The following is a 25,473-nucleotide window of genomic DNA, read 5'->3' as shown; positions in this document are numbered from 1 at the left end:
GATGCTCGCCGACATCCGCCGGATCGTCGGCCTCGCATGGCCGGTGTTGGTCGGCCAGCTCGCGATCATCGCGTTCAGCGTGATCGACACCGCGATGGTCGGCCGCTATTCGGCCACCGATCTCGCCGCGCTCGGGCTCGGCTCGTCGATCTACGTGTCGGTCTACATCGGGCTCACCGGGATCCTGTCGGCGCTGCAGCCGATCACCGGGCAGCTGTACGGCGCACGGCGCTATGCCGAGATCGGCGAGGAAGTCCGGCAGGCGCTGTGGCTCGCGCTGCTGCTCGCGGTGCCCGGCTTCCTGCTGCTGCACTTTCCCGACGCGCTGCTGCAAGCGGCGCACGCGCCGCCCACGCTGCACGACCGCACGGTCGAATACCTGCGCATCCTGTCGTACGGCCTGCCGGCGAGCCTCGTGTTCCGCATCTACAACGCGCTCACCAACGCGGCCGGCAAGCCGCGCCTCGCGATGATCCTGCAGATCGGCGCGCTGCTGCTGAAGTTTCCGCTCAACGTGTGGTTCGTGTTCGGCGGCTTCGGCGTGCCGGCGCTCGGCGGCCCCGGCTGCGGGCTCGCGAGCACGCTGATCAACTGGGCGCTCGCGGCGATCGGCTTCACGCTGCTCGCGAAGCTCGACGTGTTCGCGCCGCTCGCGATCTTCTCGCGCTTTTGCTGGCCCGTGTGGGCACGCCAGAAGGCGATCCTGCAGCTCGGCGTGCCGATGGGGCTGTCGTACCTGATCGAGGTCACGTCGTACACCTGCATGGCGCTCTTCATCGCGCAGTTCGGCACGACCTCCCTCGCCGGCCACCAGATCGCCGGCAATATCGGCGGCGTGCTGTACATGACGCCGCTGTCGATCGGCGTCGCCGCGTCGACGCTGGTCGCGCGTGCGCTCGGCGCCGGCCGCCACGACGAGGCGCGCCTGCTCGGCCGCCACAGCGTGATGCTCGCGTGCGCGGTCGCGGCCACCTACGGCGTGCTGGTGTTCGTGCTGCGTCCGCTCATCGTCGGCGCGTACACGCCCGATCCGGCCGTCGCCGCCGCGGCGCTGCCGCTCGTCGCGATCGTCACCTGCTACCACTTCTTCGACGCGCTGCAGGTCACCTCCGCGTTCGTGCTGCGCGCGTACAAGGTCGCGGTCGTGCCGACCGTGATCTACGCGATCGCGCTGTGGGGCGTCGGGCTCGGCGGCGGCTATCTGCTCGGCTTCGACGTCGGCGGCATCACGCCGGCCTGGCTGACCGGTGCGCGCGGCTTCTGGTTCGCGAACACGCTCAGCCTGATGCTCGCCGGCGCCGGCCTCGCGGTCTATCTGCGCCGCGTGAGCCGCGCGCAGGCTGGCGCCTGACGCGCGGCGGGCGGCTCACGCGGGCTTCAGCACGTCGGCCGCGTGATACGACGAGCGCACGAGCGGGCCTGCGACGACTTCGCGAAACCCCAGCGCCAGCGCCTCGTCGCGCCACGCGTCGAACGCGTCGGGGCTCACGTAGCGCCGCACCGGCAGATGATGCACGGACGGCGCCAGATACTGGCCGAGCGTCAGCACGTCGACCTCGTGCGCGCGCAGGTCGTGCAGCGTGGCGCGCACCTCGTCGTCGCGCTCGCCGAGCCCGAGCATCAAGCCCGATTTCGTCACGAGCGCCGGCCGCGCGGCCTTCGCCTGCGCGAGCAGTTCGAGCGAGCCGCGATAATCGGCGCCGGGCCGCGCGGCCCGATACAGCGACGGCACCGTCTCGATGTTGTGATTGAACACGTCCGGCCATGCCGACGACAACGCGTCGAGCGCACGCGCGACGCGGCCGCGAAAATCGGGCGTCAGCACCTCGACGCCGATGCCCGGCACGCGTGCGCGCACCGCCGCGATGCAGGCGGCGAAATGCGCGGCGCCGCCATCGCGCAGGTCGTCCCGATCGACCGACGTGATCACGACGTAGCGCAGCCCGAGCGCGGCCGCCGCCGCGGCGAGCCGCGCGGGCTCGTCGGGATCGAGCGGCTCGGGACGGCCGTGCGCGACGTCGCAGAACGGGCAGCGCCGCGTGCACAGCCCGCCCATGATCATGAAGGTCGCGGTGCGCTGCGCGAAGCATTCGCCGATGTTCGGACACATCGCCTCCTCGCAGACGGAATGCAGCCGATGATCGCGCAGCACGGCCGCCATGTCGGCGACCGCCCCGCTCGACATCGGCCGCGCCCGCAGCCACGACGGCTTCGGCAGCGCCGCGCCCGCCGCGGGCTCGACGCGCACCGGAATGCGCGCGAGCTTGTCGCGGCTGCGCGCGCCCGGCTGGCCGAGCGCGGTGAGGCTGGGTCGTTCGAGCGCGGCGGCCATCGTCAGTCTCCGAGAAACGCGACGATCAGGCGGTTCACGTCGGCAGCCGCCTCCATCTGCACCATGTGGCCGCTGCCGGCGATCACCTCGGCGCGCACGCCGTCCGGCAAGCCCTGCGCGTGCTGCGCGGGAATCACCTGGTCGTGCTCGCCCCAGATCACCAGCGTGCGCGGCGCGAGCGACGCGACGCGATCGCGGAACACGCGCCGCTGGGCCGCGCCGTCGAACGCCGCGTTCGCGATCTTCTCGAGCGCCGCCTGCACGCCTTCGAGCCGCTTGTACTTGACGAGATCCTCGACCAGTTGCCGCGTCACCAGCGCGTGATCCGCGAACAGCGCGCCGAGATGCGGCTTCAGCGTGTTGCGGCTGTTGCCCGCGACGAAGCCGTCGATGTAATCGCGGTTGATGTCGGCGCCGAGCCCGGCGCTCGCGATCAACGTCAGCGACGCCACGCGTTGCGGCGCGCGCTCGGCCGCCGCCATCGCCACCGCGCCTCCCATCGAATGGCCGATCAGGTGCGCGCGCTCGATCTGCTGCGCATCGAGCAGCGCGAGCACCGCGTCGGCCAGCTCGTCGAGGCTGCCGGTCTCGACCGCCTTGCCGGACTCGCCGTGCCCCGGCAGGTCGAGCGCCCACACCGGCCGATGCGCGGCGAGTTCCGCGTGATTGAACAGCCAGTTGTTCAGATCGCCGCCGAAGCCGTGAATCAGCACGGCCGGCGTGCCCGAGCCGTCGCCGAGCTTCAGGAACCGCAGCGTGCGCCCGCCGATCTGCGCCTTCTCGGGCTGCGGGCCGGCCGCGTCGTCGGCGGCCGCGCTCGGCACGAAATCGCGCTGGAATTCGGCGATCGCCGCGTCGATGTCGGCGTCGCTCGCATCAGCTGCGGCGACCACGCCGAGCAGCGCGCCGACCGGCAGCGTCTCGCCTTCCTGCGCGACTTGCCGGCGCAGCGTGCCGTCGAACGCGCACTCGACGCCCGACGAAATCTTGTCGGTCTCCACGTCGAGCACTTCGTCGCCCTTCGTCACGCGCTCGCCGATCGACTTCAGCCAGCCATTGACCTGCCCCTGCTCCATCGACAGCCCCCACTTGGGCATCGTGATCATGTGAATCGACATCGTGTCAGCTCCTCGTCTTCAGTACCGCCTGCGCGATCGCATCGGCGGACGGGATGTACAAGTCTTCCAGCACGCCGGCGAACGGCGTGGGCGTGTGCGGCGCGGTCACCAGCTCGATCGGCGCCTGCAGCGAGCGGAACGCGCGCTGCGCGACGAGCGCCGCGATGTCGGTGGCGATCGAGCAGCGCGGGTTCGCCTCGTCGACGACCACCACGCGCCCGGTGCGCTCCGCGCTCTCGAGGATCGTTTCCTCGTCGAGCGGCGACGTCGTGCGCAGGTCGATCACGTCGACGTGAATGCCGTCCTTCGCGAGCTTCGCGGCCGCGTCGGTGGCGAGATGGACCATGCGGCCGTAGGTGACGATCGTCGCGTCGTCGCCTTCGCGCACGACGTTGGCCTCGCCGAACGGGATCGCATACGATTCCTCGGGCACCTCGCCTTCACGCGTGTAGAGCAGCTTGTGCTCGAGGAAGATCACCGGGTCGTTGTCGCGGATCGACTGGATCAGCAGGCCCTTCGCGTCGTACGGCGTCGACGGGCACACCACCTTCAGCCCCGGGATATGCGTGAACAGCGACGTGAGCATCTGCGAATGCTGCGCCGCCGCCCGCAGGCCGGCGCCGTACATCGCGCGGATCACCACCGGCGTGACGGCCTTGCCGCCGAACATGTAGCGGAATTTGGCGGCCTGATTGAAGATCTGGTCGAAGCACACGCCCATGAAGTCGATGAACATCAGCTCCGCGACGGGCCGCATCCCGCACGCGGCCGCGCCGACGGCCGCGCCGATGTAGCCACCTTCCGACAGCGGCGTATCGAGCACGCGGCCCGGAAACTTGTGGAACAGCCCCTTCGTCACGCCGAGCACGCCGCCCCACGCGTCGTCCTCGCCGGGCGCGCCCGCGCCGCCTGCATTGTCCTCGCCCATCACGATCACGCTGTCGTCGCGCGCCATTTCCTGCGCGAGCGCCTCGTTGATCGCCTGCGAATAAGTGATCTTCCTTGCCATGTCTGTCTCCTGGAATATTCGGTTCGCCGTGTCGGCCGGCAGTTGCTCGGTCAGGCCGCGCTCACGGATACGACACGTACACGTCGGCGAGCAGGTCCGCCGCATCGGGCAGCGGCGCGGCCTTCGCCTGCGCGACCGCGTCGTCGATCAGCGCCTTCACCTGCGCATCGACCGCGCGCAGTTCGTCGGTGGTCAGCACTTCGGCGCGCACCACGCGCGTTTCGAAGTGCTTCAGGCAGTCCTTCTCGTCGCGCAGCTTCTGCACTTCTCCCGGCGCGCGGTAAGTCTGCGCGTCGCCCTCGAAGTGGCCGAAGTAGCGCGTGAACTTCACCTCGACGAGCGTCGGGCCGCCGCCGTTGCGCGCGCGTGCGACCGCTTCGCCGAGCGCTTCGTGCACCGCGAAGAAGTCGAAGCCGTCGACGATCACGCCCGGCATCCCGAAGCCGTTCGCGCGGTCGGCGATGTTGTCGGTCGCGACCGACCAGCTCGCCGACGTCGCTTCCGCATAGCCGTTGTTCTCGGCGACGAAGATCGCCGGCAGCCGCCACACCGACGCGAGGTTCATCGATTCGAAGATCACGCCCTGGTTCGATGCGCCGTCGCCGAAGAAGCACACGCCGACGCCGCCGGTCTTCTTGTGCTTCGCCGCGAGCGCCGCGCCGCAGACGAGCGGGCCGCCCGCGCCGACGATCCCGTTGGCGCCGAGCATCCCCATCGCGAGGTCGGCGATGTGCATCGAGCCGCCCTTGCCGTGACAGACGCCCGTCTTCTTGCCGTAGATCTCGGCCATCATCCCGTGCACGTCGACGCCTTTGGCGATGCAGTGGCCGTGGCCGCGGTGCGTGGTGGCGACGTAATCCTCGAGGCCGAGGTGCAGCATCGTGCCGACCGCGGACGCCTCCTCGCCCGCGTACAGGTGAACGAAGCCGGGGATTTCGCCGGTCGCGAACTCGACGTGCAGGCGCTCCTCGAATTCGCGGATGGTGCGCATCAGCCGGTAGGCGTCCAGCAGCGTGTCCCTGCTGAGCTGGGTCGAAACGGTCATGTGTGTCTCCTGAGTAGGTCTGACTGCGAATGCCGCCGCGGCCGCGCCGCGGCGACGGATTGCTCGGCGTGCGTCGTCAATGGAACGTGAAGCCGCCGTCGACGTTCACGGCCTGGCCGGTCACGTTGTCCATCGTCGCGAAGAACAGCGCGAGGCGGCCCATGTCTTCGGGCGTCTGCGCGCGGCCCTGCGGGATCAGCGTGAGCTGATGCCGCTGCCACGATTGCTCGACCGATTCGCCATCGGTCTTCCATTCGTCGGACAGCCGGTCCCACATGTAGGTGCGCACGATGCCCGGACAGATCGCGTTGACGGTCACGCCGTCGCGCGCGAGTTCCTTCGCCAGCGCGTTGGTGAAACCGACCACCGCGAACTTCGATGCGCTGTAGTGGGCGAGATTCGGGAAGCCCTCCTTGCCGGCGATCGATGCGACGTTGATGATCCGGCCATGCCCCTGCGCCTTCAGATGCGGAAGCGCCGCGCGGCAGCCGAGGAACGTGCCCTTCGCGTTCACGTCCATCACGAAATCCCAGTCGCGCTCGCTCAGCGCCTCGACCGGATGAATGCTGATCACGCCCGCGCAATTCACCATGATGTCGAGCCCGCCCAGCTCGGCGAGCGCCTGCGCGACCATCGCGTCGACCTGCGCGGCCTGCGTGACGTCGACCTTCGCGAGCACCGCCCGGCGGCCGAGCGCGCGCACTTCGCGCGCGGTCGAGTCGAGCGCGTCGTCGAGCAGATCGGCCAGCAGGATGTCGGCGCCCGCGGCCGCGAGCGTCAGCGCGATGCCGCGGCCGATGCCGCGCGCACCGCCGGTCACGATCGCGACCTGTCCTTCCAGAGGGGTTGTCATGGCGATGTCTCCGTGTTCGTCGTTATGGATATCGAAATGGCTTGCCGGTACACGCACCTTCAATCGCGCCACGCGCCGGCTTCGCGCAGCACCTGTCGTGACGACGCGTAGCGCAGCGTGCGGCCGACGTCGACGGTCAGCGGCCCGTGCCAGTCGAGCGCGATCTCGTAGCGCTCGCCGCGCGCGACCTCGATCTCGCGCTCGCCGTCGAATGCGAGCGTGCCGCGCTCGAACGGGATGGTCTGCCATGCACCGGGCTCCAGCCGCTCGCAGCTGCGCATCACGACGCGATCGACGCGCCCCGGTGCGATCGGCGCGACGAGCGGCGTGCCGTCCGTCCGCCCGTCGACGGCAAAGCGCATCGCGAGCCCGTGCGGCGCGCTGCGCTCGAGCGGCGCCCATGCGCCGCCGAGCGCGGACAGGCCGATGCCGTCCGGCTCCGCGAAGGTCAGGTAGAGCGTCTCGATGTCGGCCGGCCCGGTGACCGCACGCGCGCCGATGAAGCGCTGTCGCGCCGCGCACACGTCGACCAGCGCGATCTCCTCGCGCCCCGCGTTGGCCCCGGCGATGCAGCGCACGACGAGCCGCTTGTTGCGCACGAACGCGATCTCGGCCGGCACCGCGCCGGTCGCGGCGAGCCCGGCCGCGACGCCCGCGACGGTTGCCTCGCGATGTTCGGGAAAGGCGTTGTTGGTGCCGGTGGACAGCGCGACGAGCGGCGTCGCGCCGCAGTGCGCGGCGACCGCGCGATGGGTGCCGTCGCCGCCGAGCACGACGATCAGCGACACTTCCATCCGGTGCATGTAGGCGGCGCCCGCCTGCGTGTCGGCGACGCTGTCGGTGATCGGCAGATCGACGAATTCGACCTCGGGCCAGCGCTCGTGCGGCGCGACCGCGCGGTGCGTATCGAGCGCACGCATCAGCAGCGTCGCGATGCCCGTCTTGTCGCGCAAGGTCAGCACGCGCTCGACGCCCATCGCGCCGAGGCCGGCGAGCAGGCGCACGACCATGTTGGCCTTCTCCGCGGTCGGGAACACGGATGCATGCGTCGTCAGACGGCGAATGTCGCGCCCCGATGCGGGGTTCGCGATCACGCCGACGGTCACGGGCGTCGTCACGGGCTTGTCTCCATCCATTGGGCCGGCGCTCGCGCAGCGGCCCTGCATGTCTCGTCCGCCGTCATCGAGGGCAGCGGATCGTCGTCGCCGACGCCAACGCGCCGGGCTTGCCGATCACATCTGCAAGCGGCGTGCCATCGTGCGCACCACGACCGCGAAACCCGCGCGGATACAGGCTCGGCACCGCTGCCGGGCGGTGACGCAGGCCGGCGCGACGGCTCGCCGCCGCACGAAACGCCCCGTGCGTCTCACGGGGCCGAGTCGCACGGGTGGCTGCCGCGGCGACGTCGCCCATCGCGCGGTTCGGCCGCCGAGCCATGCGTGTCGCGGCACGGCGCGCGCCGGCCGAACGTCGCGGCCGGCCCGCCCGCGCGTCTCAACGGCGCGAGACGGCCGAGATCGCGCTGAGACGAACGTCTCACGCGTGCCGCGTGCTGCGATGCAATGTGATCCGCGCAAGCGGATGTGCTACAAGAAGGTCGAATTCCCTGCCGTATGGAACCGGAGCCGACCATGCCCTATGCCGTCCCCCAGGCCCAGCACGCCGATCGCGTCCTTGGCGCGCTCGCCGGACGCCTGCCCGCGCCGGCCGAGTCCGCGCGTCTGGTGTCGTCGTGGCAGCGCTCGCTCGAGCGCTACGCGCTCGATCCCGCGTCGTCGATCGGCCCGCGCGTGCTCACCGCGGCCGAGCTGCGCGAGGTGCGCGACAAGGAAGAGGCGTTCCTGCGCGCGTCGGGCCAGTGCCTCACGCGCCTGCACGACATGATTCGCGTTGCAGACTATTGCGTGATGCTGACGGACGCGCACGGCGTGACGATCGACTACCGGATCGAGCGCGACCGCCGCAACGATTTTCGTCATGCGGGGCTGCACATCGGCACCTGCTGGTCGGAAAGCGAGGAAGGCACCTGCGGCGTCGCGAGCGTGCTGACCGATCTCGCGCCGATCACCGTGCACAAGACCGACCACTTCCGCGCCGCGTTCACCACGCTGACCTGCAGCGCCGCGCCGATCTTCTCGCCGGGCGGCGAGCTGATCGGCGTGCTCGACGCATCGGCCGTGCAGTCGCCGGACAGCCGCGACAGCCAGCGCCTCGTGTACCAGCTCGTGCGGCAGAGCGCGGCGCTGATCGAGGACGGCTACTTCGTGCACAGCACCGCGCAGCACTGGATTCTGTTCGGTCATCCGAACCGTCATTACGTCGAGGCGCAACCCGAATGGCTGATCGCGTTCGACGAATGCGGCAACATCGTCGCCGCGAACCGGCACGCGCGCGACGCGCTGCCGGCGCTGAACGAGCCGCGCCATATCGACGAGATCTTCGATGCGACCGAGATGCCGCTGCGCGACGCCGCGCGCCTCGATGCGATCGTCGCGCTGCGGCTGCGCGCCACCGGCGCGCCGCTCTATGCACGGCTGCGGGCGCCGCTGCGGCGCGCGAGCCGCGAGACCGACAAGACGGCGCGCCGCCCGGGCGCCGAGCAGCGTCACGTCGGCGCGCTCACGCCGTTCCTGAACAGCAGCGACGCGCGCGTCGCGCAGCAGGCCGAACTCGCGCTGCGCGTGGCGAGCAAGCGGCTGCCGATCCTCGTGCTCGGCGAGACGGGCGCGGGCAAGGAAGTGTTTGCGCGCGCAGTACATGACGCCGGCGCGCGGCGCGCGCGGCCGTTCGTGGCGGTCAACTGCGGCGCGCTGCCGGAGGCGCTGATCGAGAGCGAACTGTTCGGCTATGCGGCCGGCGCGTTCACCGGCGCGCGCAAGCACGGCGCGCGCGGCAAGATCGCGCTCGCCGACGGCGGCACGCTGTTCCTCGACGAAATCGGCGACATGCCGCTCGCGTTGCAGACGCGCCTGCTGCGCGTGCTCGCGGACGGCGAGGTCGTGCCGCTCGGCAGCGACACGCCGGTGCGCGTCGATCTCGACGTGATCTGCGCGACGCACCGCGATCTCGCCCGCATGGTCGCCGACGGCACGTTCCGCGAGGATCTGTACTACCGGCTGAGCGGCGCGACGTTCGCGCTGCCGCCGCTGCGCGAGCGCGCGGACGTGCGCGACGTGATCGCCGCGGTGTTCGCCGAGGAGGCGCAGGCCACCGGCCACGTGCTGACGCTCGACGCGACGCTCGCCGAAGAGCTCGCCGCCTACCCGTGGCCCGGCAACGTGCGCCAGCTGCGCAACGTGCTGCGCTACGCGTGCGCGGTATGCGACGGCGCGCGCGTGACGCGGCGCGACTTGCCGGCCGACCTCGCCGCGCAGCTCGGTGTCCGGCTCGGCGCGCACGGCGCGGGCGTGCCGCCGGACGACGAGCGCGGCCGCATCGTCGCGGCGCTCACCGCCCATCGCTGGCGGCCCGACGCCGCCGCGCGCGCGCTCGGCATCTCGCGCGCGACGCTGTACCGGCGCATCGCCAAGCACCGGATCGTCGCGCCGCACCGGATCTGATCCGTCGGCGCGTCCGCCCGCCGACGCGCGCTTCGCTTCACCCGCAGTGCGCCACGGCCGCTTCCGTGCGGGCGTCGGCGCCGGCCGCGTCGACGCGCCGCGTGAACACCTCGTGCGCGGCGAACAGTGCGTTCAATGCTGCCGGAAAGCCCGCATAGACGGCCATCTGCATGAACACCTCGACGATCTCGTCGCGCGTGCAGCCGACGTTCAGCGCGGCCTCGATGTGCACCTTCAATTGCGGCTGCGCATTGCCGAGCGCGGCCAGCGCGGCGATCGTCGCGATCTCGCGCGCCTTCAGGTCGAGTTGCGGCCGGCTGTAGATGTCGCCGAAGCCGAATTCGACCAACAGCCGTCCGAAGTCCGGTGCGATCGGCGCAAGCGCCGCGATGACGCGCTCGCCCACTTCGCCGTCGATTTCCTTCAGCTTGTTCCAGCCGCGCGCAAAGCGATCGTCAACGAGTCGTTCCATGGTATCCGTCCTGTTCCGAGGGTAAGTGAGTAGGATTTGCCCGTCGTTCCGTCTCGCGCTCCTGCTGCTCGTAGTACGCGATCTTGTCGCCGATCGCGTCGAGGCTCGCCTGCAACTCGGCGATGTGCGCGCGCACCGCATCGCGATGCGCACTGAGCAAGCGCCGCCGCGCGCCGAAGGTCGACTCGCCTTCGGCCCGCAGCGCCGCGAACTGCTGCATCTGCGCGATCGGCATGCCGGTCGCCTTCAGGCGCATCACGAACGCGAGCCAGTCCAGGTCGGCCGGCGCATAGAGCCGGTGCCCGGCGGCCGTGCGTGAAATCGCGCGCAACAGCCCGGCCTGCTCGTAATAGCGCAGCGTGTGCGTCGACACGCCGGTCAGTTCGGCGACTTGCCCGATCGTCAGCGGGCCGGCGGCGGTGGATCTGGAAACGGTTTTCGACATGGCAGGAACAAGGTTAGGAGTTAGAGTTCACTCTAAGTCAAGCACGATCGAACGGCCAGGCCCGATCGCCGTCACGCGCTGCGTCACACACCCGCCCGCACCCCCGCACACCGTCAAGAATGGTCAAAAGCACCGTGCCGCGCGGCTTTGCGTCTTTACACCGGCGCAAGCCTTCAGCAAGATGCGGGAAGCCTGTCTCAAAAAGGGCACGCATTTGACCTATGCTTAACGGCGGCACGCGGCGGGTGTCGCGTCGCCGTCGATTGCTACCGCCATCCATCCGTCCGTCCGAATCAGGGAGCCTGCCATGCTGAAGAAGCTGCTGATGCTGTTCGTCGCGCTGTCGTTGTCGCTTGCCGCCGGTCTGGCCGCTGCCGTCGAGGTCAACACCGCCGACCAGGCGGCGCTCGAAGCGGTGAAGGGCCTCGGGCCCGTGAAGTCGAAGGCGATCATCGACGAACGCACGAAGAACGGCCCGTTCAAGGATGCGGACGATCTCGCGAACCGCGTGAAGGGGCTCGGCACGAAATCGGTCGGCCATCTCGAGGAGAACGGTCTGACGATCGGCGGCTCGTCGACGCCGCCGAAGGGCGTGAAGCTGTCGAAGCCGGCCGCGACGCCGTCGGCGGCTCCGGCTCCGGCCCCGTCGGCCACGACGTCGCCGAGCGCGACCACCGGCACGCCGGCGACCGCGACCGCGCCTGCCGCCAGCGCGTCCGACGCGGCGGCCAAGCCGGCGAAGAGCAAGCGTGCGTCGAAGAAGGACAAGGCGGCAGCAGCAGCAGCGGCGTCGGCCGATGCAGGCGCGAGCGCCCCGGCCGCAGCGTCGTCCGCGAAAGCGACCAAGGGTTCGAAGAAGAAGAGCAAGAAGGACAAGGCCGCCTCCGCCGCCGCGGCGTCGGGCGCCTGACATACGCCGCGTGCGCGCGGCATTCGTTCAACGGGCGCCGTCGTACGGCGCCCTTTTCAGTGAAGGTGAAGAATCATGGGTCTCCTCGACATCGTCGGCGGTCTGATCGGCGGCCAGGCCGGCGGCAACTCGCAAAGCGCGCTCATCGCGACCGCGCTCGAATTCATCAACAACCAGCCGGGCGGCCTGAACGGGCTGATCGAGAAGTTCAAGGCCGGCGGCGCGGGCGAAGTGATCGGCTCGTGGGTCGGCACCGGCGAAAACCAGCCGATCTCGGCCGACACGCTGCAGAACGTGCTCGGCTCCGACGTCGTCGGCTCGCTCGCGAGCAAGGTCGGCATCGACCCGTCGCAGGCCTCGTCGATTCTCGCGCAGGTGCTGCCGCACGTGGTCAACGGCGCGACGCCGAACGGCGAAGTGCCGGCCGGCGGCCAGATCGACACGTCGAACGTGCTGGGCACGCTCACGCAGCTCGCCGGCATGTTCGGCGGCAACAAGCAAGGCTGAGCGCGCAGCGCACGGCCCGACGGTCCGGCGGCGGTTGCGCCGGCCCATATGCAAACGCCCCGCACGAAGCGGGGCGTTCGTTTTTGCGCGCCCGGCGCGAGCCGGGCGTGCGGGCGGCCGATGCCGCTCAGTGCACGACGCGATCGAACACGAACTGGCCGTCGCTGACGTCGACCGGGATCACGTCCTTCGGACCGAAGCGGCCCGCGAGGATCAGCTTCGCGACCGGGTTCTCGATCTCCTGCTGGATCGCGCGCTTCAGCGGCCGCGCGCCGAACAGCGGGTCGTAGCCGACCTTGCCGATCTGCTCGAGCGCCGCCGGCGACACGTCGAGCGCCATGTCGAGCTTCGCGAGCCGGTCGTGCAGGCGGGCGAGCTGGATCTTCGCGATCGATTCGATGTTGCTGCGATCGAGCGCGTGGAACACGACGACGTCGTCGATCCGGTTCAGGAACTCGGGGCGGAAGTGCTGCTTCACCTCGATCCACACCGCGTCCTTGATCTCTTCCTGCGGCGAGCCGGTCAGCGACTGGATCACCTGCGAGCCGAGGTTCGACGTCATCACGATCACCGTGTTCTTGAAGTCGACCGTGCGGCCCTGCCCGTCGGTCATGCGACCGTCGTCGAGCACCTGCAGCAGCACGTTGAACACGTCCGGATGCGCCTTCTCGATCTCGTCGAGCAGGATCACGCTGTACGGCTTGCGGCGCACGGCTTCCGTCAGGTAGCCGCCTTCCTCGTAGCCGACATAGCCCGGCGGCGCGCCGATCAGGCGGGCGACGCTGTGCTTCTCCATGAACTCGCTCATGTCGATCCGGATCAGATGCTCTTCCGAGTCGAACAGGAACGACGCCAGCGCCTTGCACAGCTCGGTCTTGCCCACGCCGGTCGGCCCGAGGAACAGGAACGAGCCGTACGGACGGTTCGGATCGGCGAGCCCCGCGCGCGAGCGGCGGATCGCATCGGCCACCGCGCTGATCGCCTCGTCCTGGCCGACCACGCGCTCGTGCAGCTTTTCCTCGATGTGCAGCAGCTTCTCGCGTTCGCCCTGCATCATCCGCGACACCGGAATCCCGGTGGCACGCGACACGACCTCCGCGATTTCTTCCGCGCCGACCTGCGTGCGCAGCAGACGCGGACGCGTCGGCGCGTGCTGCTCCTGCGCTTCGGCCTGCGTGACCTGCTTCAGTTGCGACTCGAGCTGCGGCAGCTTGCCGTACTGCAGTTCGGCGACCTTCTCCAGCTTGCCTTCACGCTGCAGACGCACGATGTCGGCACGCACCTTCTCGATCTCTTCCTTGAGCTGCGCGCTGCCCTGCACCGCTGCCTTCTCGGCGGTCCAGATTTCCTCGAGGTCCGCGTATTCGCGACCGAGCCGCTCGATCTCTTCCTCGATCAGCTGCAGGCGCTTTTGCGACGCCTCGTCCTGCTCCTTCTTCACGGCCTCGCGTTCGATCTTCAGCTGGATCAGCCGGCGATCGAGCTTGTCCATCTCTTCGGGCTTCGAATCGATTTCCATCTTGATCTTCGACGCGGCCTCGTCGATCAGGTCGATCGCCTTGTCCGGCAGGAACCGGTCGGTGATGTACCGATGCGACAGCTCGGCCGCCGCGACGATCGCCGGGTCGGTGATGTCGACGCCGTGGTGCAGCTCGTACTTTTCCTGCAGCCCGCGCAGGATCGCGATGGTCGCCTCGACGCTCGGCTCGTCGACCAGCACCTTCTGGAAGCGGCGTTCGAGCGCGGCGTCCTTCTCGATGTACTTGCGGTATTCGTCGAGCGTGGTCGCGCCGATGCAGTGCAGCTCGCCGCGCGACAGCGCCGGCTTCAGCATGTTGCCCGCATCCATCGCGCCTTCGGCCTTGCCCGCGCCGACCATCGTGTGGATCTCGTCGATGAACACGATCGTCTGGCCTTCGTCCTTCGCGATGTCGTTGAGCACGGACTTCAGGCGCTCCTCGAACTCGCCGCGATACTTCGCGCCGGCGAGCAGCGCGGCCATGTCGAGCGACAGCACGCGCTTGCCCTTCAGCGTCTCCGGCACTTCGCCGTTGACGATCCGTTGCGCGAGCCCTTCGACGATCGCGGTCTTGCCGACGCCCGGCTCGCCGATCAGCACCGGGTTGTTCTTGGTGCGGCGCTGCAGGATCTGGATCGAGCGGCGGATTTCGTCGTCGCGGCCGATCACCGGATCGAGCTTGCCGGCACGCGCGCGCTCGGTCAGGTCGACCGTGTATTTCTTCAGCGCCTCGCGCTGGCTTTCCGCGTCCTGGCTGTGCACCTGCGAGCCGCCGCGCACCGCGGCGATCGCGGCTTCGAGCGCCTTGCGCGTGAGGCCGTGCTGGCGCGCGAGCTTGCCGGCTTCGCCCTTGTCGTCGGAGACGGCGAGCAGGAACATCTCGCTCGCGATGAACGTGTCGTTCAGCTTCTGCGCTTCCTTGTCGGCCTGGTTCAGCAGCCCGGCCAGTTCACGGCCGATCTGGATGTCGCCGCCGGTGCCCGTCACCTGCGGCAGGCGCGAGATCGCTTCGTTGAGCGCGCCTTGCAGCGCCTGCACGTGTACGCCCGCCCGCGACATCAGCGAACGCGCCGAGCCGTCCTGCTGCGCGACCAGCGCCGCCAGCACGTGCACGGGTTCGATGTATTGATTGTCGCGGCCGGCGGCGAGGCTCTGGGCGTCCGCGAGCGCTTCCTGGAACTTGGTGGTTAGCTTGTCGATTCTCATTTGGGTGAAGCCTCCAATTTTCGATTAACACCAAGATGAGGATCGTTATACGGGTTTCAAGCGAAAATCCGGTTGATTCAACTCAACAGTTGCCGGGCGGCGGGAGGCGGCCCGCACGGGCACCGCGGGCGCCTGGCGGCAGGCGCGGCAGACCTCAATCGGCCTTGGTCGGCAAAGCGGCGTCCGGTGCGGCGTCCGGCGATGCATCGCCACGCGCGGGCGCGGCCGGGCGAATCCCGAGCAGTGCGACGAGCGGCGACGCGGGCACGGACAGTTCGCCGATCGTATGGCGGTCGAGCTCGGCGAAGAACGCGTCGCGCGCCGCCGCCAGCACGCCCTTGAGCTGACACTGCGGCTGAATCACGCAGCCGCGCGACTCGCCGCCGTCCGGCGAAAAGCAGCCGACCAGCGCGAAATCGTTCTCGGTGGCGCGCACGACCTGGCCGATCGTCAGCTTCAGCGACGCGGGAAACAGCCGCAAGCCGCCGTTGCGCCCGCGCACGGTATCGACCCAGCCGAGCTCGCCGAGCTGCTGGACGACCTTCATCAAATGATTCTTCGAGACGCCGTAGGCATCCGAAATCTCCTGGATCGTCGCGAGCCCGTCGCCGCGCACGGCAAGGTACAGCATCACGCGCAGCGCGTAGTCGGTGTAGTCGGTGAGTCTCATGAGCGGTACGCAAAAATGTCGATCGGGCCCGATTATGCACGCTGCATCAATCGGAACGCTCGCCGGGCGGCGGGCGCGATCGCGCGACGCGATACGGTTGCCGGAATGGCCGGCGCGCAATAAGATGCATTACATCTGCGCATTTTTACGGCCTTGGTCGACGCTATTTTGCGTCAAAATCGTGCGCGCGTCCTGCGCCTGAAGCGCGCAGCCGCACCGCCAACGCCCCGACTTTCCCGGCCCTTTTTCGTCATGACCTCCCTGCCCGCCTCGTCCGACACCGCGCCGGCCCGCATCCGCGACGCCGAACCGACCGAAGCCAACATCCGCGACCTCGTGTACGCGTTCTACGATCGCGTGCGCGCCGATCCGCTGCTCGGGCCGGTGTTCGATGCAAAGCTGGACGGGCGCTGGGACACGCATCTGCCGAAAATGGTCAGCTTCTGGTCGAGCCTCGTGCTCGGCACCAAGGGCTATCGCGGCAACGTGCAGCAAGCGCATCAGCCGCTCGACGGGATCGAGCCCGCGCACTTCAGCCGCTGGCTGTCGCTGTTCCTGAAGACGGTCGAAGCGCGCTACACGCCGGCGGCGGCCGTGCGCTTCATGGAGCCGGCGCTCAGAATCGCGCAGAGCCTGCAGCTGAGCCGCTTCGGGTGGGATTATCGGATTCCGGCCGAGCAGCAGGCGCTGCTCGATGCGATCGCGCCGCGCCGCCGCGACGCGGACGACGATGGGCACGCGCTGCCGTCGCGCGCGCGCGGCGAGCCGTTCCCGGCGAAGATCATCGGGCGCGGCAGCGAGCCCGAAGCCGGCCCCGACGCCTGATGCCCGCCATGCCCATGCGCGCGCCTGCGGCGGATCGTCGCGGGGCTCGTACGCACCGCTCAGCGCGGCCGGTTGCCCGACTCGATTCCCCAGCGCGCGAGCGCCGCGTCGTCGGTGCTGCGCGCATCGACCCAGCGCTCGCCGTCCGGCGTCGTTTCCTTCTTCCAGAACGGCGCCTCGGTCTTCAGGTAATCCATCACGAATTCGCACGACGCGAACGCATCGCCGCGATGCGCCGCGACGGTCGCGACCATCACGATCTGGTCGAGCGGCAGCAGCCGGCCGACCCGGTGCACGATCGCGACGTCGATCCCCGGCCAGCGCCGGCCGGCTTCGGCGGCGATCTTCTCGAGCGCCTTCTCGGTCATGCCCGGATAGTGCTCGAGCTCCAGCGCGGCGACCGCATCGCCTTCGTTCAGGTCGCGCACCGTGCCGACGAAGCACGCGACGGCGCCGATCCGCGGATTGCGCGCGCGCAATGCCGCGACCTCGGCATTCAGGTCGAAATCGGCGGTCTGGATTCGTACTGTCGGCATCGTCTGTTCCTGTCGGCCGGCGCGTGCACGGCAGCGCCGACGCCGGCCATGTGCTCGGTCAACCGCCGGTCACCGGCGGAAAAAACGCGACTTCACACCCGTCGGTGAGCCGCGTTTCCGGGTCGGTCATCTCGTGATTGCAGGCCATCCGCAACGCACGCCCTTCGGCGAGCGTCTCGGCCCACGCGCCGCCGCGCAGGCGCAGCCACGCGCGCACGTCGCCGACGGTCGTCACGCCGTCGGGCACGTCGGCCTGCTCGTCGGACACGCCCAGTGCCTCGCGCACGCTTGCAAAGAATTTCAGCTGAATCTTCATAGGTCGGAAAACCGTCGCTTACGACAGCAGTTCGGAAAACGGAATGAAACGCACGGTCTCGCCCGCGCTGATGGCGTGCTGCGGCGGATTGTCGATCAGGCCGTCGCCCCAGACCGTCGAGGTCAGCGCCGCCGAGCTCTGGTTCGGGAACAGATCGAGGCCGCCGGCCGCGTTCACGCGCGCACGCAGGAATTCGTTGCGCCGGTCGCCCTTGTGCTGCGAGAAGTCGGCGCGCAACGACAGCGCGCGCGGCGCGACGTCACGTACGCCCGACAGGCGCAGCAGGAACGGCCGGACGAACAGCAGGAACGTGACGAAGCTCGACACGGGGTTGCCCGGCAGCCCGATGAAATGCGCGTCCGCGCATGCGTCGCCGCGGCGCACCGCGCCGAACGCGAGCGGCTTGCCGGGCTTCATCGCGATCTGCCACAGCGCGAGCCGCCCCTCCGCTTCGACGGCGGGCTTCACGTGATCCTCGTCGCCGACCGATACGCCGCCGCTCGTCAGGATCACGTCGTGATCGCGCGCGGCCTCGCGCAGCGTGTCGCGGGTCGCGGCCAGCGAGTCGGGCACGATCCCGTAGTCGGTCACGTGGCAGCCGAGCCGCTCCAGCAGCCCGCGCAGCGTGAAGCGGTTGGAGTTGTAGATCGCGCCGGGCTTCAGCGGCTCGCCGGGTATCGTCAGTTCGTCGCCGGTGAAGAACACCGCGACGCGAATCCGGCGAACCACCGGCAACTGCGCGCAGCCGACCGATGCGGCGAGCCCGAGCGCCTGCGGCGTGAGCCGCGTGCCGGCCGGCAGGATCACCGAGTCCTGGCGGATGTCCGCGCCCTGCGCGGTGATCCATTCGCCGGCCTTCGGCGTGTGCAGGATCTCGACCGCGTCGCCGTCGGCCGACGTCTGCTCCTGCATCACGACGGCATCGGCGCCGGCCGGCACCGTCGCGCCGGTGAAGATGCGCGCGGCCGTGCCGGCCACGAGCGGCGCGGCCGGATGGCCGGCCGGGATCCGCTGCGACACCGGCAAGCGGCGCTCGCCGTGCAGCAGATCGGCGACGCGCACCGCATAGCCGTCCATCGCGCTCGTATGCATCGGCGGCACGTCGAGCGGCGAGATCACGTCGGCCGCCAGCACGCGGCCGAGCGCGTCGAGCGTCGCGACGGTTTCGACGCCGGGCAGCGGCTTCGCGGCATCGAGCAGCGCGGCGAGCGCCTCGGCGGTCGACAGCATCGGCGCGCGCGGCGCCGCGGGATTCGGGTTCGACATCGATGGAAGCGGAGATCGTTGGAATTCAATACGCCATTGTAGCGACGCTGCTGCAGCCGCGCGCGGTATGGCCGACATGCGCACACGGCGATTGCCGCGACCGGCAGGCGCGCGCACGCACGGCTTCGCGCCGGCTGACGACGGCAAACGGCAGACGCCGCCCGCGCCCATCGCGCAAATGCCACAGCCAAGCAAAACGGCCGGAATCCCGATCCGTGCGACGAATCGACATTCCGGCCGTAGTGCGCCGCCGGCCGCCCCAGCGGGCGGCCCGGCGCCGCGTTACGCGCCCGTATGCGCGGCGATGAAGTCCTTCACCTGCTGCGCGTCGGCCTTCACGACGTCGAAGCGTTGCGGCAGCGCTTCGAGCCCGTCGAACGCGGCCGGCCGTTCGGCCTCGCGCTCGAGCGCTTCGCGGATCGTCTCGCCGAACTTGATCGGCTGCGCCGTCTCGAGCACGACCATCGGCACGCCGGCGTCGAGGTGCTCGCGCGCGACCTTCACGCCGTCGGCCGTATGGGTGTCGATCATCGTGTCGTAACGGGCGAACACGTCGCGGATCGTCGCGATGCGGTCCGCATGGCTGCTGCGGCCGGACACGAAGCCGAACTGCGCGACGCGCGCGAAATCGCCGCTCGCCGCGAGATCGAAGCCGCCCTTCTCGTCGACGTCGCGGAACAGCTGCATCACGCGCGCCGGATCGCGACCGAGCAGGTCGAACACGAAGCGCTCGAAGTTCGACGCCTTCGAGATGTCCATGCTCGGGCTGCTCGTGTGATAGGTGTTCTGCGCGCTGCGCACGCGGTAGACGCCGGTGCGGAAGAACTCGTCGAGCACGTCGTTCTCGTTGGTCGCGACGACCAGCTTCGCGATCGGCAGACCCATCATGCGCGCGATGTGGCCGGCGCAGACGTTGCCGAAGTTGCCCGACGGCACCGTGAACGAGACGCGCTCGTCGTTGGACCGGGTGGCCGCGAAATAGCCCTTGAAGTAATAGACGACCTGCGCGACGACGCGCGCCCAGTTGATCGAGTTGACCGTGCCGATCTTGTGCCGGGCCTTGAACGCGTGATCGTTCGACACGGCCTTCACGATGTCCTGGCAGTCGTCGAACACGCCCTCGACCGCGAGGTTGAAGATGTTCGGATCCTGCAGGCTGAACATCTGCGCGGTCTGGAACGCGCTCATCTTGCGGTGCGGCGACAGCATGAACACGCGCACGCCGGCCTTGCCGCGCATCGCGTATTCGGCCGCGCTGCCCGTATCGCCCGACGTCGCGCCGAGAATGTTCAGCGCTTCGCCGTGCTTCGCGAGCGTGTACTCGAACAGGTTGCCGAGCAGCTGCATCGCCATGTCCTTGAACGCGAGCGTCGGGCCGTTCGACAGCTCGAGCAGCGACAGCGCCGTGCCCTGCTCGGTGCCGAGCGGCTTCAGCGGCGTGATGTCGGACGCGTTCTCGCCGTGGCGCGTGTTGCTGTAGACGGCGGCCGTGTAGGTGCGGCGCGTGATCGCACGCAGGTCGTCGGCGGGCACGTCGTCGCAGAATTTCGTGAGGATCTCGAACGCGAGATCCGCATACGGCAGCGTGCGCCAGCGCGCGAGCTCGTCTGCCGACACCTGCGGATACTCGCTCGGCAGGTACAGCCCGCCGTCCTTCGCGAGGCCGCCGAGCAGGATGTCGGAAAACGTGTGGCGCTCGCCGATGCCGGCGCCGCGCGTGGAGATGTAGTTCATGTCGTTCCGCGTCCTCAGTTCAGCGCTTCCATGCGCAGCTTCGTCACCTTCGACACCACCGTCGAGAGGCTTTCGATTCGCGCGATCGCCGCGTTCACGTGCTTTTCGCGCGTTTCGTGCGTGATCAGGATGATGTCGGTTTCGCCGTTCGCGTCGTCGACCTGCTCCGATTCCTTTTGCAGCAGCGCGTCGATCGAGATGCCGGCGTCGGCCAGGATGCGCGTGATGTCGGCGAGCACGCCCGTCTCGTCGGCCACGCGCAGGCGCAGGTAGTAGCCGCTCGTCACTTCGTCGATCGGCAGGATCGGCGTGTTCGACAGGCTGTCGGGCTGGAAGGCGAGATGCGGCACGCGGTGTTCCGGGTCGGCCGTATGCAGGCGCGTGACGTCGACGAGATCCGCGACGACGGCCGAGGCGGTCGGCTCCGCGCCGGCGCCCTTGCCGTAGTAGAGCGTCGTGCCGACCGCGTCGCCGTGCACGACGACCGCGTTCATCGCGCCTTCGACGTTGGCGAGCAGGCGCTTCTCGGGAATCAGCGTCGGATGCACGCGCAGCTCGATGCCGTCTTCGGCGCGGCGCGCGATGCCGAGCAGCTTGATCCGGTAGCCGAGCTCTTCCGCATAGCGGATGTCGGTCGCGTCGAGCTTGCTGATGCCTTCGACGTAAGCGCGGTCGAACTGGACCGGCACGCCGAACGCGATTGCGCTCATGATGGTCGCCTTGTGCGCGGCGTCGACGCCTTCGATGTCGAAGGTCGGATCGGCTTCCGCGTAGCCGAGCGCCTGCGCGGCCTTCAGCGCGGTCGCGAAATCGAGGCCGCGGTCGCGCATCTCCGACAGGATGTAGTTGGTCGTGCCGTTGATGATGCCGGCGATGTACTGGATGCGGTTGGCGGTCAGGCCTTCGCGCAGCGCCTTGATGATCGGGATGCCGCCCGCGACGGCCGCCTCGAACGCGACCATCACGCCCTTTTCGCGCGCGGCTTCGAAGATCTCGGTGCCGTGCACCGCGAGCAGCGCCTTGTTGGCGGTCACGACATGCTTGCCGTTGGCGATCGCGCGCAGCACGAGCTCGCGCGCGATGCCGGTGCCGCCGATCATCTCGGCGATGATCGAGATCGACGGATCGTCGACGACCGCGTTGAAGTCGTCGGTGACCTCGACGACGCCGGCGTCAGCGCCGAGCGCGGCCTGCGCCTTGGCGGGGTTGCGCACCGCAATGCGCGCGATCTCGATGCCGCGCCCCGCGCGCCGTTTGATTTCTTCCTGATTGCGGTGCAGCACCGTGAAGGTGCCGCTACCGACGGTGCCGAAGCCCAACAGGCCAACTTTGATCGGTTCCATGCTGCTTGTGATTCGCTAGTAAGAATGAATGAATGCGCGAAAACCCGGCCCGCTCAGACCGAATGGCGCTTGCGGTAGCCGTCGAGGAAGCGCGCGATCCGGCTGATCGAATCGGCCAGATCGTCGAGGTTCGGCAGGAAAACCACGCGGAAGTGATCCGGCTGCGCCCAGTTAAAGCCTGTGCCCTGCACGAGCAGCACGCGCTCCTCGAGCAACAGGTCGAGGATGAACTGCTGATCGTTCTGGATCGGATACAGCTTCGGATCGAGCCGCGGGAACATGTACAGCGCGGCCTGCGGCTTCACGCAGGTCACGCCCGGAATCGACGTGAGCATGTCGTACGCGAGTTCGCGCTGCTTGTACAGGCGCCCGCTCGGCACGATCAGCTCGTTGATGCTCTGGTAGCCGCCGAGCGCGGTCTGGATCGCGAACTGCCCCGGCACGTTCGCGCACAGCCGCATCGACGACAGAATGCCGAGCCCCTCCAGATAGTCGTTCGCGCGCCGTCGGTTGTCGCCGCCGAGGCCCGACACGGACATCCAGCCCGCGCGGTAGCCGCACGAGCGATAGCTTTTCGACAGGCTGTTGAACGTGACGGTAATCACGTCCTCCGACAGCGAACCGAGCGCCGTGTGTTCGAGGCCGTCGTAGACGATCTTGTCGTAGACCTCGTCGGCGAACACGATCAGCCCGTGCTGACGCGCGATCTCGAGCAGCTCGAGCAGCAATTCGTCGGAATACAGCGCGCCGGTCGGGTTGTTCGGGTTGATGACGACGAGCGCCTTGGTGTTCGGCGTGATCTTGCGACGGATGTCGTCGGGGTCGGGCATCCACGCGTTCTGCTCGTCGCACACGTAGTGCACGGGCGTGCCGCCCGACAGGCTCACGGCGGCCGTCCACAGCGGGTAGTCGGGCGCCGGCAGCAGCACCTCGTCGCCGTCGTTCAGCAACGCCTGGGTCGCCATCACGATCAGCTCGGATGCGCCGTTGCCGATGTAGATGTCGTCGAGGCTCACGCCGACCACGCCCTTTTGCTGCGTGTAGTGCATCACGGCCTTGCGCGCCGAGAACACGCCCTTCGAATCCGAATAGCCCGACGACGCGGGAAGGTTGCGGATCATGTCCTGGATGATCTCGTCCGGTGCGTCGAAACCGAACGGCGCGAGGTTGCCGATGTTCAGCTTGATGATACGGTGGCCTTCTTCCTCGAGGCGCTTCGCGTGCTCGAGCACCGGGCCACGGATGTCGTAGCAGACGTTGAGCAGCTTGTTCGACTTCTGAATCGGTTTCACGACGACACGGTTCCTGGGTTGGCCTTGCGGCCGAGGGGACGGGATCAAAACTGGAAAGCGGCCGGTCTGTGCGCGCTGTCTAGACTGGGAAAAAGCGGGCGGCTGGACGCAGCTTGTGGCGACGCTCGACGCAAGTGGCGCCCGGGGGCGACCAAAAAGTTATAATTTAGCGGATTTTGGCCGACTTTCGCAATGCACCATGGCCGCTGCGGGCCCGCGCCGTCGGGCGTCCCGCATGCGCGCCGCGCGAAATCGGCCGCGCGGGCCCGTGCGGCCCGCGCCAGACCTTCCCTCCACGGAACCGCGGAACACCGATTTGAAACTGCACCAGGACACGAGCGGCGCGCTCAACACCGTCACCGGCTACGGCCCCGATTATGTCGACGTCAACCTCCAACGCCACGAGGGCAGCGTCATCGTATTGCCCGGCGCGCCGGTGCGCGACTGGCCCGTGGCGTCGTTCGACGCACTCGCGCCCGAGCATTTCGCGATGCTGCTCGAGCCCGCGCCCGAGCTGGTGATCTTCGGCAGCGGCGCCCGGCTGCGCTTTCCGCACCCGCGCCTGGTGGCCGCGCTCACGGCCGAGCGGATCGGCGTGGAGACGATGGATTTCCAGGCCGCCTGCCGCACCTACAACATCCTGATGGCCGAGGGCCGTAAAGTCGCCGCCGCGCTCTTAATTGAACGTTAATCGTCAATGCGGTAAAACACGGGCCGGCGCGTCGGGTCGATCCCCGCTCGCCCGCCGGGCCGACCGACCGGCGGGCGGCCCGCCGCCGGCGCCACCCGTCCGGCGGTCCATACAACAACCAACAGGCTGAAAACCCATGAACGATACGCCCGCAAGGCTACCGCTCAATCGCATCACGCTCGTCCTCCTGCTCGTCGCGCTCGCGATCGTCTGGTTCGCGCCGCTCGGGCTGCGCCACCTGATCCCGAGCGACGAGGGCCGCTACGCGGAGATGGCGCGCGAAATGTTCGTCACCGGCGACTGGATCACGCCGCGCTACAACGGCTACAAATATTTCGAGAAGCCGCCGCTGCAGACCTGGCTGAACGCGCTGACGTTCGCGTGGTTCGGCATCGGCGAATGGCAGGCGCGTCTCTACACCGGTCTCGCCAGCTTCGCCGGCGTGCTGCTCGTCGGCTACACCGGCGCGCGCCTGTTCAATCCGCTGTCGGGCCTGCTCGCGGCCGTCGTGCTCGCCTGCTCGCCGTACTGGAACCTGATGGGCCACTTCAACGCGCTCGACATGGGGCTCGCGTTCTGGATGGCGCTGTCGCTGTGCGCGCTGCTGCTCGCGCAGCGGCCGGGCCTGCGCGCCGGCTCGGTGCGCGGCTGGATGTGGGTCTGCTGGGCCGCGATGGCGTTCGCGGTGCTGTCCAAGGGGCTCGTCGGCCTGATCCTGCCCGGCGCGGTGCTGGTGCTGTATACGCTGATCGCCCGCGACTGGGCGCTGTGGAAGCGGCTGTACCTGGTGAGCGGCCTCGTGATCTTCTTCGCGATCGTCACACCGTGGTTCGTGCTGGTCCAGCAGCGCAACCCCGAGTTCTTCAACTTCTTCTTCGTCGTCCAGCAGTTTCGCCGCTACCTGACGCCCGAGCAGAACCGCCCGGGCCCGTTCTACTACTTCGTGCCGGTGCTGCTCGTCGGGTTCCTGCCGTGGCTGTCGGTCGCCTGGCAGAGCATCCGCCACGCGCTGCGCATGCCGCGCCAGCCGAACGGCTTCTCGCCGATGCTCGTGCTGCTGGTCTGGAGCGCGTTCATCTTCCTGTTCTTCAGCGCCTCGCATTCGAAGCTGATCTCGTACGTGCTGCCGATCGCACCGTCGCTCGCGCTGATCATCGGCGCCTACCTGCCGCTGATGAGCGCCGAGCGGTTCCGCCGGCACCTGCTCGGCTACCTCGTGTTCCTGGTCGCCGCGGCGTTCGGGATCATCGCGCTCGCGTACCAGGGCGACGCACGCACGCCGAACGCACTGTACCGCGCCTTCCAGATGTGGCTGTACGCGGGCCTCGCGGTGGCCGCCGCGCTGACGCTCGCCGCCGCGTGGCTGAACCGGCGCGCCGGCGTGGCCGCCGCGATCACCGCGTTCGGCGCCGCGTGGCTCGCGTTCGGCACGATCGGCGGCACCGGTCACGACGAGTTCGGCCGCTACAGCTCGGGCGCGCTGCTCGCGCCGGCCGTGCGCGCCGAACTCGCGAAGCTGCCGGCCGACACGCCGTTCTACTCGATCGAGATGCTCGATCACACGTTCCCGTTCTACGTCGGCCACACGACGATCATGGTCCAGCGCAAGGACGAGCTCGGCTTCGGCATTTCGGTCGAACCGGACAAATGGATCCCGACCGTCGGCCAGTGGATCGAACGCTGGAAACAGGAAACCCACGCGCTCGCGATCATGCCGCCCGACCAGTACGACGCGCTCGCCCGGCAAGGCGTGCCGATGCGCGTGATCGCACGCGACAACCGCCGCGTGATCGTCGAGAAACCGCAATCGTAAGGACGTCCGTC

At 68.9% G+C, this 25,473-nt stretch carries 23 protein-coding genes; 7 read left to right on the top strand and 16 right to left on the bottom strand.

Features of this window, described 5'->3' with window-relative positions:
* Position 1: 1 nt before the first annotated feature.
* Positions 2-1,351 carry an MATE family efflux transporter gene (locus EX20_RS27735; protein WP_034195402.1) on the top strand — a complete coding sequence of 450 codons (1,350 nt, stop codon included), beginning with the start codon at positions 2-4 and terminating at the stop codon, positions 1,349-1,351.
* A 15-nt stretch (positions 1,352-1,366) separates the two neighbouring features.
* On the opposite strand, the gene lipA is transcribed toward EX20_RS27735, so the two are convergent.
* From lipA to EX20_RS27705, 6 genes are all read right to left on the bottom strand, one after another.
* Entirely contained in the window at positions 1,367-2,332 is a 966-nt protein-coding gene (gene lipA, locus EX20_RS27730; RefSeq protein ID WP_034195401.1) for a lipoyl synthase, read from the bottom strand.
* Positions 2,333-2,334: 2 nt separating this feature from the next.
* Entirely contained in the window at positions 2,335-3,450 is a 1,116-nt protein-coding gene (locus EX20_RS27725; protein ID WP_034195400.1) for an acetoin dehydrogenase dihydrolipoyllysine-residue acetyltransferase subunit, read from the bottom strand.
* A 4-nt stretch (positions 3,451-3,454) separates the two neighbouring features.
* Complete coding sequence (locus EX20_RS27720) at positions 3,455-4,459, bottom strand: alpha-ketoacid dehydrogenase subunit beta (RefSeq protein ID WP_011884990.1); 1,005 nt, start codon at positions 4,457-4,459, stop codon at positions 3,455-3,457.
* Positions 4,460-4,520: 61 nt separating this feature from the next.
* Positions 4,521-5,504 carry a thiamine pyrophosphate-dependent dehydrogenase E1 component subunit alpha gene (locus EX20_RS27715; protein WP_014723114.1) on the bottom strand — a complete coding sequence of 328 codons (984 nt, stop codon included), beginning with the start codon at positions 5,502-5,504 and terminating at the stop codon, positions 4,521-4,523.
* A 76-nt stretch (positions 5,505-5,580) separates the two neighbouring features.
* Positions 5,581-6,357, bottom strand: coding sequence for an SDR family NAD(P)-dependent oxidoreductase (locus EX20_RS27710; protein WP_011884992.1), 777 nt, complete (start codon positions 6,355-6,357; stop codon positions 5,581-5,583).
* A gap of 59 nt (positions 6,358-6,416) precedes the next feature.
* Positions 6,417-7,475, bottom strand: a complete 1,059-nt coding sequence (locus EX20_RS27705; RefSeq protein WP_034195399.1) for an ATP-NAD kinase family protein — start codon at positions 7,473-7,475, stop codon at positions 6,417-6,419.
* Between the two features lie 513 nt (positions 7,476-7,988).
* On the opposite strand from EX20_RS27705, the gene EX20_RS27700 reads away from it, so the two are divergent.
* Positions 7,989-9,917, top strand: coding sequence for a sigma-54-dependent Fis family transcriptional regulator (locus EX20_RS27700; protein WP_011884994.1), 1,929 nt, complete (start codon positions 7,989-7,991; stop codon positions 9,915-9,917).
* Positions 9,918-9,954: 37 nt separating this feature from the next.
* Here EX20_RS27700 and EX20_RS27695 read toward each other — a convergent pair whose 3' ends face one another.
* Positions 9,955-10,389: a carboxymuconolactone decarboxylase family protein gene (locus EX20_RS27695; RefSeq protein WP_011884995.1), complete on the bottom strand. Its 435-nt coding sequence runs from the start codon at positions 10,387-10,389 to the stop codon at positions 9,955-9,957.
* A complete protein-coding gene (locus tag EX20_RS27690) occupies positions 10,373-10,834 on the bottom strand; it encodes a MerR family transcriptional regulator (RefSeq protein WP_034195398.1) in 462 nt (153 codons plus the stop codon). Before EX20_RS27690 ends, EX20_RS27695 begins: the two co-directional genes overlap by 17 nt.
* A gap of 307 nt (positions 10,835-11,141) precedes the next feature.
* On the opposite strand from EX20_RS27690, the gene EX20_RS27685 reads away from it, so the two are divergent.
* Together EX20_RS27685 and EX20_RS27680 are read left to right on the top strand one after the other, a co-directional pair.
* Positions 11,142-11,744, top strand: coding sequence for a ComEA family DNA-binding protein (locus EX20_RS27685; RefSeq protein ID WP_011884997.1), 603 nt, complete (start codon positions 11,142-11,144; stop codon positions 11,742-11,744).
* Positions 11,745-11,819: 75 nt separating this feature from the next.
* Positions 11,820-12,251 carry a YidB family protein gene (locus EX20_RS27680; RefSeq protein WP_011884998.1) on the top strand — a complete coding sequence of 144 codons (432 nt, stop codon included), beginning with the start codon at positions 11,820-11,822 and terminating at the stop codon, positions 12,249-12,251.
* Between the two features lie 127 nt (positions 12,252-12,378).
* Here EX20_RS27680 and clpB read toward each other — a convergent pair whose 3' ends face one another.
* Positions 12,379-14,976, bottom strand: a complete 2,598-nt coding sequence (gene clpB / locus EX20_RS27675) for an ATP-dependent chaperone ClpB (protein ID WP_034195397.1) — start codon at positions 14,974-14,976, stop codon at positions 12,379-12,381.
* A gap of 154 nt (positions 14,977-15,130) precedes the next feature.
* The gene (locus EX20_RS27670) at positions 15,131-15,646 is read right to left on the bottom strand and encodes an Rrf2 family transcriptional regulator (RefSeq protein ID WP_014723120.1); all 516 of its coding nucleotides are present in this window, start codon (positions 15,644-15,646) and stop codon (positions 15,131-15,133) included.
* A 252-nt stretch (positions 15,647-15,898) separates the two neighbouring features.
* Here EX20_RS27670 and EX20_RS27665 point away from each other — a divergent pair, with 252 nt between their 5' ends.
* The gene (locus EX20_RS27665; RefSeq protein ID WP_034195396.1) at positions 15,899-16,471 is read left to right on the top strand and encodes a group III truncated hemoglobin; all 573 of its coding nucleotides are present in this window, start codon (positions 15,899-15,901) and stop codon (positions 16,469-16,471) included.
* A gap of 59 nt (positions 16,472-16,530) precedes the next feature.
* Here EX20_RS27665 and EX20_RS27660 read toward each other — a convergent pair whose 3' ends face one another.
* From EX20_RS27660 to EX20_RS27635, 6 genes are all read right to left on the bottom strand, one after another.
* A complete protein-coding gene (locus EX20_RS27660) occupies positions 16,531-17,007 on the bottom strand; it encodes a molybdenum cofactor biosynthesis protein MoaE (RefSeq protein WP_011885002.1) in 477 nt (158 codons plus the stop codon).
* A 58-nt stretch (positions 17,008-17,065) separates the two neighbouring features.
* On the bottom strand, positions 17,066-17,323 hold the full coding sequence (moaD, locus tag EX20_RS27655; protein WP_011885003.1) for a molybdopterin converting factor subunit 1: 258 nt from the start codon (positions 17,321-17,323) through the stop codon (positions 17,066-17,068).
* An 18-nt stretch (positions 17,324-17,341) separates the two neighbouring features.
* Complete coding sequence (gene glp / locus EX20_RS27650) at positions 17,342-18,589, bottom strand: molybdopterin molybdotransferase MoeA (protein WP_034195395.1); 1,248 nt, start codon at positions 18,587-18,589, stop codon at positions 17,342-17,344.
* A 282-nt stretch (positions 18,590-18,871) separates the two neighbouring features.
* Positions 18,872-20,323 (bottom strand): threonine synthase, encoded by a 1,452-nt coding sequence (gene thrC / locus EX20_RS27645; RefSeq protein WP_034195394.1) that lies wholly within the window; start codon positions 20,321-20,323, stop codon positions 18,872-18,874.
* A 14-nt stretch (positions 20,324-20,337) separates the two neighbouring features.
* The gene (locus EX20_RS27640; RefSeq protein WP_011885006.1) at positions 20,338-21,666 is read right to left on the bottom strand and encodes a homoserine dehydrogenase; all 1,329 of its coding nucleotides are present in this window, start codon (positions 21,664-21,666) and stop codon (positions 20,338-20,340) included.
* Positions 21,667-21,719: 53 nt separating this feature from the next.
* Positions 21,720-22,958 (bottom strand): pyridoxal phosphate-dependent aminotransferase, encoded by a 1,239-nt coding sequence (locus tag EX20_RS27635; protein ID WP_034195393.1) that lies wholly within the window; start codon positions 22,956-22,958, stop codon positions 21,720-21,722.
* 316 nt (positions 22,959-23,274) lie between these two features.
* Here EX20_RS27635 and EX20_RS27630 point away from each other — a divergent pair, with 316 nt between their 5' ends.
* The gene (locus EX20_RS27630; protein WP_014723124.1) at positions 23,275-23,649 is read left to right on the top strand and encodes an Mth938-like domain-containing protein; all 375 of its coding nucleotides are present in this window, start codon (positions 23,275-23,277) and stop codon (positions 23,647-23,649) included.
* A 136-nt stretch (positions 23,650-23,785) separates the two neighbouring features.
* Positions 23,786-25,462: a glycosyltransferase family 39 protein gene (locus EX20_RS27625; RefSeq protein ID WP_034195392.1), complete on the top strand. Its 1,677-nt coding sequence runs from the start codon at positions 23,786-23,788 to the stop codon at positions 25,460-25,462.
* The last annotated feature ends 11 nt before the right edge of the window (positions 25,463-25,473 follow it).

This window comes from Burkholderia sp. WP42, from assembly GCF_000745665.1.
In the GTDB taxonomy this organism is placed as follows: Bacteria; Pseudomonadota; Gammaproteobacteria; order Burkholderiales; family Burkholderiaceae; genus Burkholderia; species Burkholderia vietnamiensis.
Note: the sequence above shows the minus strand (reverse complement) of the source record. Positions and strands in the feature narration are given on the sequence as shown.